Raw genomic sequence first — 16,018 nt, 5'->3', positions numbered from 1 at the left:
CCCGCCATGAACTTCACCGATACCTTTATCAAGCGCCCGGTCTGGGCCGTGGTGGTCTCGCTGTTCATCCTGATCCTGGGCCTGCGCTCGATCTTCGAGCTACCGGTGAACCAGTGGCCGCGCACGGAAAACACCGTGGTCACCATCAGCACCTATTACTACGGTGCCGACGCCGCCACCGTGGCCGGTTTCATTACCCAGCCCCTGGAAGCCGCCATCGCCCAGGCCCAGGGCATCGACTATCTGTCGTCCACCAGCATCACCGGCCTCTCCACCATTACCGCGACCCTGCGCCTGAACTACGACTCCAGCAAGGCGCTGACCGAGATCAACACCCAGGTCAACTCGGTGAAGAACCAGTTGCCGGCCCAGTCCCAGGAACCGGTGCTGACGGTAGCGGTGGGCCAGACCACCGACGCCATGTACCTGGGGTTCTACAGCGACACCCTGGCCACCAACAACATCACCGACTACCTGGTGCGGGTGGTCAAGCCCAAGCTCGATTCCCTGGAAGGCGTGCAGACCGCGGAGATCCTCGGCGGCCGCCAGTTCGCCCTGCGGGCCTGGCTCGACCCGGACAAGCTGGCGGCCCACAACGTCACCGCCCAGGACGTGGCCACGGCCCTGGGCAACAACAACTACCTGTCCGCCGTGGGCTCCACCAAGGGGCAGATGATCACCGTGGACCTCACCGCCGGCACCGACCTGCACACGGTGGACGAATTCAAGCGCCTGGTGGTCAAGCACAACGGCGACGCCCTGGTGTACCTGGAGGACCTGGGCAACGTCACCCTGGGGGCGGAAAACTACGACAGCAGCGTGGCTTTCTCCGGCAAGCGCTCGGTGTTCATCGGCATCAAGGCAGCGCCCACCGCCAACATCCTCAACGTCGCCGACAACGTGCGCAAAGCCTTCCCCGAACTGCAATCGCAACTGCCGGCCGGGGTGCGCGGCGAGATCGTCTATGACTCCACGGCCTTCATCAACACCTCGATCTTCGAGGTGGTGAAGACCCTGGTGGAAGCCATGATCATCGTCTCGGTGGTGATCTACCTGTTCCTCGGCTCGTTCCGTGCAGTAATCGTGCCCCTGGTGGCGATCCCGCTGTCGCTGGTGGGCACCTTCTTCGTCATGTACCTGCTGGGTTATTCCATCAACCTGCTGACCCTGCTGGCCCTGGTGCTGGCCATCGGTCTTGTGGTGGACGACGCCATCATCGTGGTGGAAAACGTCGACCGGCATATCAAGGAGGAAGGCCGCGGCGTGCTGGAGGCGGCGCTGCTGGCGGCCCGCGAGCTGGGCGGCCCGATCATCGCCATGACCGTAGTGCTGATCGCCGCCTACGTGCCCATCGGCCTGCGCAGCGGGCTGACCGGGGCGCTGTTCAAGGAGTTCTGTTTTTCCCTGGCCGGCGCAGTGACGGTGTCGGCGGTGATCGCCCTGACCCTGTCGCCGATGATGACCTCGCGGCTGTTCAAGAGCGGCCAGGAGGAAGGCCGGTTCGCCAAGCGCCTGGACCGCTACTTCGACTGGCTGCGGGGGCGCTACCACCGGGTGCTGGCGGCAGGGCTCGATAGCTGGCCGGTGCTGGTGACCTTCGGCTTCCTGCTATTCGTACTGGTGGCCGCCAGTGGCATGACCGCCAAGAGCGAGCTGTCGCCCACCGAGGACCAGGGCCTGGTGTTCATGCAGATCAAGGGCGCGCCCACCGCCTCGCCGCAGCAGATGGAGTGGATTGCCGACCAGGCGTTCCAGATCGCCAACAAGGAGCCCGAGTACCTGCAGATGTTCCAGCTCACCGGCCTGCCCTCGCTGAACCAGGGCCTGGGCGGGGTGCTGCTCAAGTCCTGGGAGGATCGTGACCGCACCCAGGCGCAGTTGATCCTCGACCTGCAACAGAAGTGGAACCAGGTGCCCGGCGCCACCATCGCCGCCTTCCCCCTGCCCTCGCTGCCCGGCGCCCAGGGCCTGCCGGTGCAGTTCGTGATCAGCACCACCGAGTCGGTGGCCAACCTCAACGAGGTGGCCCAGGCGGTGCTGGCCGAGGCGACCAAGCAGCAGCTGTTCTGGTTCTCCGACCTGGACCTCAAGCTCGACAAGCCCCAGGCCAAGCTGGTGGTGGACCGCGAAAAGATCGCCGCCCTGGGCATGACCCAGGCCGACGTCGGCGCCGCGCTCTCGGCGGCCCTGGGGGGCAACTACGTGAACTACTTTTCCACCGCCGGGCGCTCTTACAAGGTGATCCCCCAGGTGCTGCAGGTGGACCGGCTGAACCCCGAACAGATCCTCGACTACTACATCCGTACCCCGTCGGGGGCGATGATTGCAGCGCGCACCGTGGCCCATATCGAAACCTCCACCGAGCCGGAGTCGGTCAACCACTTCCAGCAGCTCAACTCGGCGACCCTGTCCGGGGTCAGCGGCGTGTCCCAGGGCGAGTTGCTGGCCCGGCTCAAAGGCATTCTGGAACAGGTGGCGCCGTCCGGTTACTCCAGCGACTACGCCGGCGAATCACGGCAGTTCATCCAGGAATCGGGGGGGTTCGTCGGCCTGCTGCTGTTCTCGATCCTGATCGTCTACCTGGCCCTGGCGTTCCAGTTCGAGAGCTACCGCGACCCGGTGGTGATCCTGTTCTCGGTGCCGCCGGCGCTGTTCGGCGCCCTGGCCTTCATCACCATGGGGTTCGCCTCGATCAACGTCTACACCCAGGTCGGGCTGGTGACGCTGCTGGGGCTGATCACCAAGCACGGGATCCTCATCGTGCAGTTCGCCAACCAATTGCAGCGCGCCGGCCACAACAAGCGCGAAGCCATCGAAGAAGCCGCCGCGGTGCGCCTGCGGCCGATCCTGATGACCACCGCGGCCATGGTCCTGGGGGTGGTGCCGCTGGTCTGGGCTTCCGGCGCCGGCGCCGCGGGCCGCCACGACATGGGCCTGGTGATCTTCGCCGGGCTGTCCATCGGCACCCTGCTGACCCTGTTCATGGTGCCGGCCATGTACCTGTTCATTGGCAGTACGCACTCTGGCGCAAGCGTCGAGAACCCGAGGGCGCAGGCGGATGCCGGAGCGTCCGACAACGCCTGAACCCCCGTTCGATTGAAACCGCCGGGTAACAGGCTGGCACCCAGGATGATGCGCGGCGCCTTGAGTTGCGCCGTGACGCTGACGCCCGGCGCCAGGCCCGGGATAATCCGGGCGCACGTTGCGCAAAAACAGCCACAGTGCGCACCACCCAAGACCGGAGCTTTCTCCCAGGCCCCGGGTCAATCCTGCTCTTGCAGGTGTTCGATAAAGGTCGTGCCGCTATAGCGCTCGCGAAACAGTCCCGCCTCCACCAGCATCGGTACCACCTGTTCCAGGAAAATGTGCATCGAACGGATCGAGCCCCCCGGCGCGGCGATAAAGCCGTCCATGGCGCCGGCCTCGGCCCATTCCACGATCTGTGCAAATGCATCTTCGGCGGTGCCTATGACTTGCCAGTGGGCCGCGCAAATCACTTCCGGGCGCAGCAGCAGTTCGTCCAGGCGCAGGGTTTCGCGCTCGATCAAGCGCCGCAGCAGGTTGGTGTGGGTACGGCTGCCGGGGTTGTGCAGCGGGGCCGGCAGGTCGGCGGCGCTCACCGGGCGGTCCAGGGGCCAGTCGCTTAAATCGAGGCCGATCATCTGCTGGATCGAAGCGAACTTGCGCGCGTTGTCCGGGCGCCCGTGGGTTTGCATGAACAGCTCGCGGGCCTGTTCCCGGGTCGGCGCCAGGTACAGGCTCAGGCCCGGCAGCAGGCGGATGTCCTCGGGGCGGCGGCCGTGGCGCCGGGCCCGTTGCGAGAGGTCGCGACGCAGTTCCAGGGCCGCATCCTTGTCCGGGGTCGGGGCGAACACCAGGTCGGCCACCGAGGCGGCAAAGTCGCGACCGGTGTCCGAGGCGCCGGCCTGGACCAGGGGAATCCGTGCCTTGCCGAACGCCGGCAGGTTGAGCGGGCCGCGCACCCGGAAGTGCTCGCCGGCATGGTCCACCGGGTGCACCTGGCTGCGGTCGGCGTAACGGCCATTCTCCCGGTCCAGTAGCAGCGCCTGGTTGGGGTAGCTGGCCCACAGGTCGTGCACCAGGCGGGTGAACTCCGCCGCCCGGGCATAGCGCTCATCCGCGCCGGGCATGGCCTCCAGGCCGAAGTTCTCATGGCCCTGCAAGGCGGTGACGATATTCCAGCCGGCGCGGCCGTTGCTCACCCAATGCAGCGACTGCAACTGGCGCGCCACCACATAGGGCGGGAAGAAGGTGGTGGAAACGGTGGACACCAGGCCGATGCGGGACGTCTCCCGGGCGATGCACGCCAGCAGCACCGTGGGATCGAGGCTGGCGAAACCCGAGCCGCTTTCCAGGCCGTCCATGTTCAGGCAACTGACGTCGGGGCGGAACACGAAATCCAGGTGCGCGGCCTCGGAACGCTTGGCGATGTCCACGGCGAAGTCGGCGCTGTAGATGCCTTCGATATTGCTGTCGGGCTGGCGCCAGGCATCGCCACTGAGCCAGGTGGGGGCCAGGGACATGCCGATATGCAGGCGTTTGCGGTTACTCATCTGTTGCCAATCTCCTGTGTACGAATGAACGCCGGCAGCGCCTCGGGGGGCGGCCGGCGACGGGTTCCCGGGGGCCTCAGAACGCCCCTTTGACGCCAATGCCCAGGGTCCGTGGCTGGGTCATGCTGGCCTCGATGCCGCCGATGCCGCGGTTCTGCTGCATGTAGGTGGGCGAGCGGTCGTCGAAGACGTTCTTGACGTAGCCATAGAGCTGCACCTGGTCGTTGAAGCGGTAGCTCATGCGCGCATCGGTCAGGGTGTAGGGCTTGATCGAATAGGCCGAGGTGTTGGCGGTATCCGAGTAGTAGCCGTCCAGGTAGCGCACCTGGGCATTGAGGTTCAGGCGCTCGGTGATGTCCCAGCTGGGACCGAAGCTCAGGGTGTAGCCCGGCGAGCGGGCAAACTCGTTGTGGGCGTAGTCGGCGTTGCTGGAAATCTTGTCGATGCGGGTGCGCAAGGTACCGGCGCTGGCCTTGAGCCGCAGGTTGTCCAGCAGGCGATAGTCCAGATCCAGCTCCAGGCCATAGGCGTGGGCCTTCTCGGCGTTGATGGTGTAGGACTGTGCCACCCCCGGGGAAATCACCACCGGGATGTTGTACTGGGCGTCCTTGAAATCCATGTAGAACAGGTTGGTGTTGATCAGCAGGCGGTCATCGAGAAAGCTCGCGCGGCTGAACAGCTCATAGTTCCAGATCGACTCTTCCTTGAAATAGGCCCATTGCCGGGTCGTCAGGTTCAGCGACACACCGCCCGGGTTGTAGCCCCGGCTGACCAGGCCGCCCACGGTCCAGTGCGGGGTGGCGGCGTAGGCCAGGGAAACCTTGGGCAGCACGGTGGAGAAGGTCTTGTCGTAGTTCAGCGCGCCGGGAGCCAGCACCGAGTTGCCCGTGCGCTCGATGTGGTCCTGCTGGTAGCGCAGGCCGGTGCTCAGGGTCCACAGGTCGGTGAGCCGGTAGTTGAGCTCGCCGAAGATCCCCAGGTTGGTCTTGGTGTCGTCGAAGGCCGAACGCCCCCGCAGGTTGAGGGTTTCGTCGGTGCGGGTGCGGGCGTAGTAGATCCCGCCCATGCCACTGAGCAGGTCCTCTTTCTCACCGAAGGTCAGGCGCGACTCGTTGGAGGCGTTCTTCTGGTGGATGTCGGCATCGCCCTCGCCCGCCGCCCCGGTCACCCGGTGCACCGACGACAGCGAATACTGCGCCTGGTTGAACAGCTTGAGGCCGTTACCCAGCGCATAGGAGACATCGAGGATGCTGGTGTTGGTGTCCTGCTCCCAGGACGGCATGGTGGTGGAGCTGTGCTCCAGCTTGTGGAACGGCGCCGAGGCGGCTTCCTGGGTCGGGCGGTTGCTGTCGTTGTGAGCGAAGGTGAACTGGCTTTCCAGCCCTGGAATGTCGGTGGGCAACCACAGCAGCTTGGCCCGGGCATTGAGGTTGCGAAAATCCTGGTCGGTCTTGCTGCCCTGGAACTTCGGGTTGTCGTAGTCGATGAAGGTGTCGCGGGCCGAATAGTCCACCGCCAGGCGCCCGGCAAAGTCCTGGGCCAGGGGCCCGGACACCGCCACCGAACTGCGCCGCGAGTGGTAGCTGCCGATCTCCGCCTGGTAGGCCGCCTCGGGGGTGAAGGTCGGGTTCTTGGTGTTGACGATGATCGCCCCGGCAATCGCGTTGGCGCCCTGGGAGGTGGTCTGCGGGCCGCGGAATACTTCGATGCTGTCCAGGTCCCAGACCGAGGTCGCGCCGAAGAACATCTCGTTGTAGTTCAGGTAGTGGCCGTCCAGGTTGATGGTGGCCCGCGGCACCGTACCGCCCCAGAACACGTTCTGCCCGTTGTTCGGGCCCTGGGTGTCCTGGCCCCGGATGATCGGCGCGCCCACCGAATCGGTGTAGATCACGTTGGGGCTGGCGTTGATGACCTCCGACACCGACGCATCGCCGGTCTTGTTCTGGTCGATATCGCGGTCGGTGATGATCGACACCGAGGAGGCGGTGTCCTTCAGCTCGCGGTCGAGTTTCTCACCGGTGACCACCAGCGATTCCAGGGCCAGGCTGCCTTCCCCTGGCTTGTCCGGCTGCCTGCTGTCCTCAGCCATCAGCGGCGGGCTCGCCAGCAGGGTGGACAAGGTGAGAACGCCAATACCGTGACTGAATGTGCGGTGCGTAAGGGCCATCAAAACTTCCTTCCAAATGAGAATGATCCTCTTTCACGATTAGGCTATCACGCTGCCATGATATTCCTCAATACGGAATACATTCTGCAAATTGGAATGATCTACACTTTTGACCCGGGCGCATTCCCCCGTCCCAGGCAGGCGGTGGAACCGGTATCATGGCCGCCGCTAGCGCCAGCGCTGCGCAGGCCATAGCCTGCGTACCCCACGCGGCCAGACATTGGTGAGGAGACCCAGCCGTTGAACAGTTCGCAGCCCCCGTTGGACGAGACCCTGGATGCACCGCCGGAAAAACGTTCCGGGGTGATCCAGTCGGTGTCGATCGCCGCGCGTTTTCTCAACACCCTGGCCAATGCCGAGGGCGAGTTGGCCCTGGGGGAAGTGGCCCGGCGCACCGGCACGGGTGGCTCCACCGCCCACCGCTACCTGCAAAGCCTGGTCAAGGAAGGGCTGGCCAAGCAGGACCCGCTCAGTGGCCTGTACGACCTGGGCCCGGCGGCCCTGAGCATCGGCATTGGCGCGCTCAAGCGCATCGATGCGGTGGACATCGCCGCCCAGCGCATGAAAGCCCTGGCCCAGCGGCATGCCGCCAGCGGGGGCGTGGCGATCTGGACCGACCGCGGGCCGACCCTGGTGCGCTGGTACCGCAGCGCCTATTTCTCCATCAACCCCCTGGCCCTGGGGGACATCCTGCCCATCGACAACACCGCCTGCGGCCTGGTGTTCCAGGCCTTTCTGCCCAAGGCCGTGATCGACGCGGCGCGCAAGCAGCAGCCGGCGCATTTTCGCGGCACCCCGCCCAGTGCCGCGGTGCTCGACGAGGTACGACGCCGGCATTGGGCCGAACTCACCAGCCACCTGCTGTCCAACGTCACCGGGCAGGCCGCGCCGGTATTCGACGCCCAGCAGGAGATCGTCTGCGTGATGACCACGGTCACTGACCTTGGGCAATTGCAGGCCCCGCAAGACCGCGATGCGCTGTTCCATGAAGCGGCCCAGGTCAACCAGGCCACCGGTGGCCAGCGCGTCCCCCAGGAGGCGTTGCCGGCGCGCCCCTGAGCCGTGGCTTCAGGCCGGGGCGATCCGGCCCTTGGGCACCATCAACGGCGTGCCGCTGACCGGGTCGCGGATGATCACCGAGGCCAGGCCGAACACCTGCTCCACCAGGGCCTCGGTGAAGATCGCCGCCGGCGCGCCCTGGGCGACGATGGCGCCGTCGCGCAGGGCGATCAGGTGGCTGGCATAGCGGCAGGCCTGGTTCAAGTCATGCAGCACCGCGACGATGGTCCGGCCCTGGCGGTTGAGCTCGGCCAAAAGCTCCAGCAGCTCGATCTGATGGACGATATCCAGGTAGGTGGTGGGCTCGTCCAGCAGCAGGATCGGCGTTTCCTGGGCCAGCACCATGGCGATCCACACCCGCTGGCGCTGGCCGCCGGACAACTCGTCCAGCAAGCGTTCGGCCAGCGCCTCGACCCGGGTCGCGGCCATCGCCCCGCGCACCGCCTGCTCATCCTCCTTCGACCACTGGCGCAGCAACGACTGGTGCGGGTAGCGCCCGCGCGCCACCAGTTCGGCGACGCTGATGCCATCCGGCGCAACGGCGCTCTGCGGCAGCAGGCCCAGGCGCCGGGCCACTTCCCGGGCCGGCAGTTGGCGGATGTCCTTGCCATCGAGCACCACCCGCCCTTCAGCCGGTGCCAGTAGCCGGGACAACGCCGCCAGCAAGGTGGATTTGCCACAGGCGTTGGGCCCGACAATGACCGTGAACGAGCCGTCGGGAATGCTCAGGGACAGGCCCTGGGAAATGATTCGCGCGTCGTGGCGCAAGGTCACGGCATCGGCGTGCAAACGGTGAGTCATGGCGGGGTTTTCCTTGGGAGACAAGCGCTTGCAGTATTGCAATTGCGGAATGGATTCTACAATATGGAATACATTGCATGAGAAGCATTATCATATGATTCTGCTGCTCAGGCCCCTGCACCCCACCTTTACCGTCCGATGGATCGATGATGAACCCACGCCTTTGCGCCCGGCTGCTCAGTGCAGCGGTCCTGGCCCTGAGCTGCCAGCTGGCCCTCGGGGCAAGCACCACCCCCACCCGCATCGTTTCCACCAGCCCCAGCGTCACCGGGATCCTGCTGGCCATGGATGCACCGCTGGTGGCCAGCGCCGCCACCACCCCCAGCCGCCTCACCGATGAGCGCGGGTTCTTTTCCCAGTGGGCAGAAGTGGCCAGGCAGCGCGGCGTAGCAGTGCTGTACCGCAACCTGCAATTCGATATCGAAGCGGTGATCGCCGCTGACCCGGACCTGCTGGTGGTGTCCGCCACCGGCGCCGACAGCGTGGTCGCCCACCGCAGCGAGCTGCAGGCCCAGGGCCTGGAGACCCTGGTGGTGGACTACTCGAACCAGAGCTGGCAAGACATCGCCACCGCCCTGGGCCAGCGCACCGGCCTGGAGCAACAGGCCCGGGCGGCCATCCAGCGCTTCGACCAGTACACCGCGCAAACCGCCGCCCGCATCACCCCGCCCCCGGGGCCGGTGAGCGTGGTGGGCTACAACATTGCCGGCAGCTATTCCATCGGCCGCCTGAACAGCCCCCAGGCCCGGCTGCTCGGCGCTCTTGGCTTCAAGGTCGCAGAGCTGCCCGAGGCGCTGGCGGGCAAGGTCACCCGGGCGTCGGACTTCCAGTTCATCTCCCGGGAAAACCTGCCGGCGGCGATCACCGGTGACAGCGTGTTCCTGCTCAGCGCCACCGACGGCGACGTGCAGGCGTTCCTCGCCGACCCGGTGCTGGCCAACCTGCCAGCGGTGATCAACCGGCGGGTGTATGCCCTGGGCCCGAGTTCGTTTCGCATCGACTATTACTCGGGACGGCAGATGATCGATGCCGTCGCCGCGCACTTTCGCTAAGCCATGAACCTCGTTGCCCAGCCCCTGGCCCGACCGCTGTCGCGCCCCCACCACCGCACCTGGGGCCTGCTGGCCGGGCTGCTGCTGTTGCTGGTGCTGGCCCTGCTGAGCCTGGCCATCGGCTCCCGAGCGATCCCCCTGAGCGTGACCTGGCAGGCGTTGCAGGCACCCGACCTGCACAACGACCAGCACCTGATCCTGCGTGAACTGCGCCTGCCCCGGACCCTGATCGCCCTGCTGGCCGGCCTCGCCCTGGGGGTGGCCGGCGCGGTGATGCAGGCGGTGACTCGCAACCCGCTGGCCGAACCGGGCCTGTTGGGCATCAATGCCGGCGCCGCCGTGGCGGTGATCGGCGGCGTGGCGCTGCTGCACTTGACCAGCCTGGCCGAGTACCTGTGGCTGGCGTTCGGCGGCGCCGGGCTGGCGGGAGTGGTGGTGTTCCTGCTGGGGCAGGCCCATGAGACCGGGACCAACCCGGTACGCCTGGTACTGGCCGGCGCCGGACTGTCGGTGATGCTGACTTCACTGACCGGGATCATCGTGCTCAACAGCCCGCCCGAGGTCTTCGATCACTTTCGCCACTGGGCCGCGGGCTCGCTGTCCGGCAGCGGCTTCGCCCTGCTGCAGGTGCCGGCCCTGGCCATCGCGCTGGGCCTGGCCCTGGCCCTGGGAATCGCCGCCCAGCTCAACGCCCTGGCCCTGGGCCAGGACCTGGGGCGCGCCCTGGGAGTGAACCTGCGCCTGACCTGGCTGCTGGCCTGCCTGGCGGTGATGCTGCTGGCCGGTGCCGCCACCGCCGTGGCCGGGCCTATCGGTTTTGTCGGGCTGGTGGCGCCCCATCTGGCGCGGATGCTGGTGGGCACCGACTACCGCTGGATCCTGCCCTACTCGGCGCTGCTAGCCGCCGGCCTGCTACTGGGGGCCGACGTGCTCGGCCGGGTCGTGGTAGCACCGGAAGAAATCGCCGCCGGCATCATCACCCTGCTGCTGGGTGGGCCGTGCTTCATCGTACTGGTCAGGCGCTTTCGCCTGAGCCGCCTGTGAAGGGGTTCAAGGCCCTGCGCCTGGGCTCGCTCTCGCTGCGCTGGCAACCGCGCGCGGCCCTGGTCTGCGCCGTGCTGCTGGTGGCGATGCTGCTGCTCTGGGCACTGCTGCTGGGCACCGGAAGCCTGTCCCTCGGCCCGCAACAGGTGCTGGCCAACCTGCTGGGCCAGGGCCAGGACCTCACCGCCCAGCGGGTGCTGCAGCGCGTGCGCCTGCCCCGGGCCCTGACCGCGACCCTGGTGGGCGCGGCACTGGGCATGGCCGGGGCGATCTTCCAGTCGATCTCGCGCAATGCCCTGGGCTCGCCGGACGTGATCGGCTTCACCACCGGCGCCGCCAGCGGCGCCATCGTGCAGATCATGCTGTTCGATGCCGGCCCCCTGGCCACGTCCCTGGCGGCAGTGGCGGCCGGCCTGGGCACCGCCCTGCTGGTGTTGCTGCTGGCGCGAAAAGGCCACAGCAGCGGGGGTTATCGCCTGGTGCTGGTGGGCATCGGCGTGGGCGCCAGCCTGTCCGGCCTGAACAGCATCCTGCTGGTCAGCGGCAACCTCGACCAGGCGATGTTCGCCCAACTGTGGCTGGCCGGCTCGCTGAACACCCGCACCTGGTCCCATGTACTGCCGGCGGCCCTGGGCCTGCTGCTGATCGCCCCGATCGCCCTGTACCACGCCCGGCGCATCAACCTGCTGGAAATGGGCGACGCCACTGCCAGCCAACTGGGGGTCGCGGTGGAGCGCACCCGATTGATCATGGTGCTGGCCGCCGTCGGCCTCACTGCCATCGCCACCGCCGCTGCCGGGCCCATCGCCTTTATCGCCCTGGCCGGCCCGCAACTGGCCCGGCGCCTGACCCGCAGCGCCGAAGTGCCGCTGGGGTCGGGCGCGCTGATGGGCGCGGTATTGCTCCTGGCCGCAGACCTGCTGAGCCAGCGCCTGGCGTTCCGCGCCAACCTGCCCATCGGCCTGATGACCGGCCTGCTGGGAGGCCTCTACCTGTTGTGGTTGCTGGGTCGCAGCCGGCGGGTGTGAAGCGCGCCACAGCTCGGGACCGGAACACTCCCTGGGCACCGACGCCAGGTTGAACAGGGTATCGGCCTGGAGCGCCGCACCGGTGGCCAGGTCGGCAGCGCCATAGCCTGCGCGCCAGATCAGGTTGCCGCCGTGCATCACTCCGGCGGCGCAGGCGCCAGTCTGCCCGGCAGTGGTGTTGGAGTCTGTCGTGGCTCGGTGATTTTCTGTGAACCAAGGTGCAGGGATGTAATGAACGCCCGGGCCGGGAGGATTGCCCGGGAAAATCCCGCTATCATCGCCCGCCATCTCACTTCACCGGCGCCCATGGGCCCGGGCAAACCCTCCCTGGCAGGATTCGCCATGCACCTTCTCTACCCCAGCGACCCCTTCGATCCGAAGCGCCCGGACGAGCAGTACCTCGACGAATACCAGGCGATTCTGGCCGCCGGCCTGAGCGCTTCGCTATTTTCCTTCGAGGATTTCGAGAACGGCAGTTTCCGGGCGCGGCCAGCCCTCGTAGGAGGCAACCCGGTGCTGTACCGCGGCTGGATGCTGACGCCCGAAAGCTACCGCGAGCTGGTGGAGCATCTGCAACGCCTGGGCGCGGTCGCCTTCACCAGCGTCACCAACTACCGGGACTGCCATCACTTGCCCCAGTGGTATCCGCGGCTGGCCCGTTTCACTTGCGAAACCCGGGTGCTGGCGGCCGACGCCGACTTCACCCAGGCCCTGGCGGACCTCCACTGGCCGGGGTATTTCATCAAGGACTACGTCAAATCGCTGAACACCGGCAGCGGTAGCCTGGTGCACACCCCCGCGGATATCGCGCCACTGATCGAACGCATGCGCCAGTATCGCGGCCAGATCGAGGGGGGTGTCTGCGTCAGGCGTCGCGAAGACTACCTGGATGACACCGAGCGCCGTTACTTCGTCCTCAACGGCCAGGCTTACGGTGCTAGCGGTGAAGTACCGGCGCTGGTGCACAAATGCGCGGCACTGATCGACAGTGGGTTCTTCTCGGTGGATGTGGTGTTGCGGGCCGATGGCGTGCTGCGCCTGGTGGAAGTGGGCGACGGCCAGGTGTCGGACCGCAAGGAATGGCCAGCCCAGCGCTTTGCCGCGATGCTCGCCGACGCCCGGTAGAAAGCCGCTTAGCGCAGCAAACGACGCAGCCCCGCTTCGAAAGCGCCCTCCAGCGCCTGCGCGCCCTCCCCGGCCAGGGCCAGCGCCAGGGCGTGGCCGTGGCTGTAGTCCACCAGCAGGTCGAACAGCGCCGGGTCTGCATCGAAGGCCCGTACTTCCTCGCGCAAGCGCTGGCTGAAGGCCGCCAGGGAGCCGCCGAACAACTGCGGGTCACCGAGGATGCACAGGGTCAGCGCCGGATGGCGGCGGACCCGGTCCATGTACTCCCCCAGCAACGCCTGGATCCTTGCCTCGGGTGGCCACTGCGCTGGCGGCTCTGCCAGCGGCTCGGCGTGCACCCGCTCCACCAGCAGGCGCATCAGGTTGCGCTGGTCGCCCACGTGATAGGCCACCGACATCGGGGTAATCCCCAACTGCCGCGCCAGGGCCCGGCCACCGAACCCTTGGGGCCCCAGTTCCTCCAGCAGCTCCAGGCCCACGTCGAGGACCTGGTCCAGGCTCAGTTCACGCCCTGCGGCAGGGCGACCGCTGCGCTTGGGCCGGTCACTCATGGACGGCGCCTCGCTGCACCCGGTAACGGGTGCTCACCAGCCCGTCCGGATACTGCCGGGAATCGACGCAGCCTAGGTGCAGGTCCCGGGGCAGCGCGCCGAACAGGGGGCGGCCCGTGCCCAGCAACACCGGCACCCGGGTCAGGGTCATTTCATCGATCAGCCCGGCCTGGAGAAAGGCTTGAATCAGGGTGCCGCCATCGATGTAGGCGGTTCTCCAGCCCTCGGCCCGCAACTGCGCCACCAGTTCCACCGGTTGCAGCGCGCTGATGCGCACTTTGCCCGCCAGGCGCTGCGGCACGTCCTGCGTACTGAGGGTGCGGCTGAGCACCACCACCGGCTTGTCGAAGGGCCAGGGGGTGAAACCCAGCACGCTGTCGTAGGTAGCACGGCCCATGACAATCCCGTCCACCGACGCCATGAAGGCGCCGTAGCCGTAGTCCTCGCCGGACTCGCCACTGGGCAGCCAGTCGATAGCACCGTCGTTGCGGGCGATGAAACCATCGACCGAAGTGGCAATGAATACCTTGCCGAATGCCATGGGCGTTGCCTCCTGAGGGGATAAACATACAGCGTATGATAAACCACTGCCGAGGCCCTCTGGCAACCCTGCTGGCACCCTGGTGGTCAATCGCCTGCGGCATAGGCTGCCAGCCCCTGCACCAGCGCGGCAAAGGTCACCGCGCAGCGCGGGCTGTTGCGCAGGTCTTCATGCATCGCCACCCAGGCTTCCAGGCTGGGCGCGAACTGCTCCGCCAGGACCCGCACCAGGCGTGGATCAGCTTCGGCCAGGCGTACCTGGCAGGCACCAATGCCAAACCCCGCGCGCAATGCCGCCAACTGCGCCAGGTCACTGTCACTGCGCCAGGCGAAGGCGCCCCGGGCCAGCATCGGGTACTGCTGTTGCAGGCGGCGGATAAACGCGGTTTCACGGTCGAAGCCGATCAGCGCGTGCCCGGCCAACTGCTCCAGCGAGAGCGGCGTGCCCTGCTGCTGCAGATAATCCCGGTGGGCATGCAGGCCCAGTTCGATGTCGGCGACCCGGCGCACCAGCAGCGCTTCCTGGGTCGGGCGGAACATCCGCACGGCAATATCGGCCTGGCGCTGCAGCAGGTCGTCGGCACGGTTGGACAGCACCAGCTCCACCACCAGCTGCGGATGCTGCTGGCGCAAGGTGGCGAGAATCGGCGGCAACACCTCCACCCCGATGATTTCGCTGGCCGAGATCCGCACACTGCCCTGCACCCCGGCGCCATGGCTGCTGGCCACCCGGCGCAAGGCCGCCTCCCCCGCCGCCACCTGCAGCAGGTAGGGCTTGAGCTCCAGCGCCGCTTCGGTGGCGGCGAATCCGTCGAAGGAACGGGTGAACAGCTTCAGGCCCAGGGCCGCTTCCAACTGGTCGATATGCCGGCCCACCGTGGGCTGGGTCAAACCCATGGCGCGGCCAGCGGCAGACAGGGAACCACTGTCCAGCACTGCGAGAAAGGTGCGGTACCAGTCCCAATTAGGGGGAGTCTCCGTGGGGCTATGCATTTTTTTATAGAAACCATCAAAGCCTGGGCAATTTCCATTTAGCCGAGGAACTCGCACTCTGCAAGCTCTGTTCATCCACGAGGAACCCGTCATGCCCCAAGTAGCCCTGTTCGGCGCCGTCGGCGCCATTGGCCAGAGCATCGCCCGGACCCTGCGCAGCCAGGGCCAGCCCTACCGCGTGGTGGGCCGCAGCCAGAGCAGCCTGCTAAAGGCCTATGGCGCCGACCCGTTGGCCGAGCCGGTCACCTGGGACCCCGACCAGCCCGCCTCGGTCGAAGCTGCCGCAGCCGGGGTCGACACCTTGATCTATCTGGTGGGGGTGGACTATTGGCGCTTCGAACTGCACCCGCAACTGATGCGCCAGACCCTGGACGGCGCCATCGCCGCCGGGGTGCGCCGGATCCTGCTGATCGGCACCGTCTATCCCTACGGCATGGCTCGCAGCAACCCGGTGGCGGAGCAGCATCCGCGCCAGCCCAACAGCTTCAAGGGCCGCATGCGCAAGGCCCAGGAAGACCTGCTGTGGAAGGCCCATGCCGACGGCAAGATCCAGGCCACGGTGCTGCGCCTGCCGGACTTCTACGGGCCCGGGGTCGATAAAAGCCTGCTGCACGGAGCGTTCCAGGCCGCGGTCCAGGGCGGCACGGCAAACCTGGTAGGCCCCCTGGACCGGCCCCATGAGTTTGTCTTCGTTCCCGACGTGGGGCCGGTGGTCTGCCGCTTGATCCAGCAGCCCGAAGCCTTCGGCAAGACCTGGCACCTGGGCGGCGCCGGGGTTACCAGCCAGCGCGAGCTGCTGGAGCTGATCCGGCAGCACGGCGGTGCCCGCTTCAAGCAACGGGTGATCGGCAAGCCCCTGCTGCGCCTGCTGGGGCTGTTCGACCCGTTGCTGCGCGAGATGGTGGAGATGCATTACCTGATCAGCTCGCCGCTGATCCTCGACGACTCGGCCCTGCAAGGCCTGATCGGGCCGATCGCCAAGACGCCCTATACCGAAGGGGTGCGCCAGACGCTCGCGGCGAGCGCCAGTGCCCCTCAGAACGTGAAGCGGTAACCGAGGTTGGCGGCCCAGGTCGGTGTTCAT

Annotated in this window: 13 protein-coding genes; 7 read left to right on the top strand and 6 right to left on the bottom strand. The window is 67.0% G+C overall.

Going from position 1 to position 16,018, the window contains the following annotated elements; all coding sequences use genetic code 11:
• Positions 1 to 6: 6 nt before the first annotated feature.
• The gene (locus KCG88_RS02315; RefSeq protein ID WP_047287638.1) at positions 7 to 3,084 is read left to right on the top strand and encodes an efflux RND transporter permease subunit; all 3,078 of its coding nucleotides are present in this window, start codon (positions 7 to 9) and stop codon (positions 3,082 to 3,084) included.
• A gap of 179 nt (positions 3,085 to 3,263) precedes the next feature.
• Here the strand turns inward: KCG88_RS02315 and KCG88_RS02310 are convergent, their stop codons facing one another.
• The gene (locus KCG88_RS02310; protein ID WP_210711641.1) at positions 3,264 to 4,574 is read right to left on the bottom strand and encodes an NtaA/DmoA family FMN-dependent monooxygenase; all 1,311 of its coding nucleotides are present in this window, start codon (positions 4,572 to 4,574) and stop codon (positions 3,264 to 3,266) included.
• Positions 4,575 to 4,650: 76 nt separating this feature from the next.
• Positions 4,651 to 6,744 (bottom strand): TonB-dependent receptor, encoded by a 2,094-nt coding sequence (locus tag KCG88_RS02305; RefSeq protein ID WP_210711640.1) that lies wholly within the window; start codon positions 6,742 to 6,744, stop codon positions 4,651 to 4,653.
• 270 nt (positions 6,745 to 7,014) lie between these two features.
• On the opposite strand from KCG88_RS02305, the gene KCG88_RS02300 reads away from it, so the two are divergent.
• Complete coding sequence (locus tag KCG88_RS02300) at positions 7,015 to 7,800, top strand: IclR family transcriptional regulator (RefSeq protein ID WP_169893601.1); 786 nt, start codon at positions 7,015 to 7,017, stop codon at positions 7,798 to 7,800.
• A gap of 9 nt (positions 7,801 to 7,809) precedes the next feature.
• Here the strand turns inward: KCG88_RS02300 and KCG88_RS02295 are convergent, their stop codons facing one another.
• Positions 7,810 to 8,601: an ABC transporter ATP-binding protein gene (locus KCG88_RS02295; protein ID WP_210711639.1), complete on the bottom strand. Its 792-nt coding sequence runs from the start codon at positions 8,599 to 8,601 to the stop codon at positions 7,810 to 7,812.
• Positions 8,602 to 8,747: 146 nt separating this feature from the next.
• On the opposite strand from KCG88_RS02295, the gene fepB reads away from it, so the two are divergent.
• The 4 genes from fepB to KCG88_RS02270 all read left to right on the top strand — a co-directional run bounded on the left by fepB (position 8,748) and on the right by KCG88_RS02270 (position 12,850).
• Positions 8,748 to 9,653: a Fe2+-enterobactin ABC transporter substrate-binding protein gene (gene fepB, locus KCG88_RS02290; RefSeq protein WP_011061900.1), complete on the top strand. Its 906-nt coding sequence runs from the start codon at positions 8,748 to 8,750 to the stop codon at positions 9,651 to 9,653.
• A gap of 3 nt (positions 9,654 to 9,656) precedes the next feature.
• The gene (locus KCG88_RS02285) at positions 9,657 to 10,697 is read left to right on the top strand and encodes an iron ABC transporter permease (protein WP_047287650.1); all 1,041 of its coding nucleotides are present in this window, start codon (positions 9,657 to 9,659) and stop codon (positions 10,695 to 10,697) included.
• A complete protein-coding gene (locus KCG88_RS02280; protein ID WP_210711638.1) occupies positions 10,694 to 11,725 on the top strand; it encodes an iron chelate uptake ABC transporter family permease subunit in 1,032 nt (343 codons plus the stop codon). Before KCG88_RS02285 ends, KCG88_RS02280 begins: the two co-directional genes overlap by 4 nt.
• Before the next feature lie 342 nt (positions 11,726 to 12,067).
• Entirely contained in the window at positions 12,068 to 12,850 is a 783-nt protein-coding gene (locus tag KCG88_RS02270; protein ID WP_210711637.1) for an ATP-grasp domain-containing protein, read from the top strand.
• 8 nt (positions 12,851 to 12,858) lie between these two features.
• Here KCG88_RS02270 and KCG88_RS02265 read toward each other — a convergent pair whose 3' ends face one another.
• The 3 genes from KCG88_RS02265 to KCG88_RS02255 all read right to left on the bottom strand — a co-directional run bounded on the left by KCG88_RS02265 (position 12,859) and on the right by KCG88_RS02255 (position 14,934).
• Positions 12,859 to 13,401: a TetR/AcrR family transcriptional regulator gene (locus tag KCG88_RS02265; protein WP_210711636.1), complete on the bottom strand. Its 543-nt coding sequence runs from the start codon at positions 13,399 to 13,401 to the stop codon at positions 12,859 to 12,861.
• Entirely contained in the window at positions 13,394 to 13,942 is a 549-nt protein-coding gene (locus tag KCG88_RS02260; RefSeq protein ID WP_210711635.1) for a dihydrofolate reductase family protein, read from the bottom strand. The genes KCG88_RS02265 and KCG88_RS02260 overlap by 8 nt, the downstream gene beginning before the upstream one ends.
• A gap of 86 nt (positions 13,943 to 14,028) precedes the next feature.
• On the bottom strand, positions 14,029 to 14,934 hold the full coding sequence (locus KCG88_RS02255; protein WP_210711634.1) for a LysR family transcriptional regulator: 906 nt from the start codon (positions 14,932 to 14,934) through the stop codon (positions 14,029 to 14,031).
• Between the two features lie 91 nt (positions 14,935 to 15,025).
• Here KCG88_RS02255 and KCG88_RS02250 point away from each other — a divergent pair, with 91 nt between their 5' ends.
• Positions 15,026 to 15,988: an SDR family oxidoreductase gene (locus KCG88_RS02250; RefSeq protein WP_210711633.1), complete on the top strand. Its 963-nt coding sequence runs from the start codon at positions 15,026 to 15,028 to the stop codon at positions 15,986 to 15,988.
• The last annotated feature ends 30 nt before the right edge of the window (positions 15,989 to 16,018 follow it).

It is taken from the genome of Pseudomonas sp. MWU349, assembly GCF_017947325.1.
Classification (GTDB): Bacteria; Pseudomonadota; Gammaproteobacteria; order Pseudomonadales; family Pseudomonadaceae; genus Aquipseudomonas; species Aquipseudomonas protegens.
Note: the sequence above shows the minus strand (reverse complement) of the source record. Positions and strands in the feature narration are given on the sequence as shown.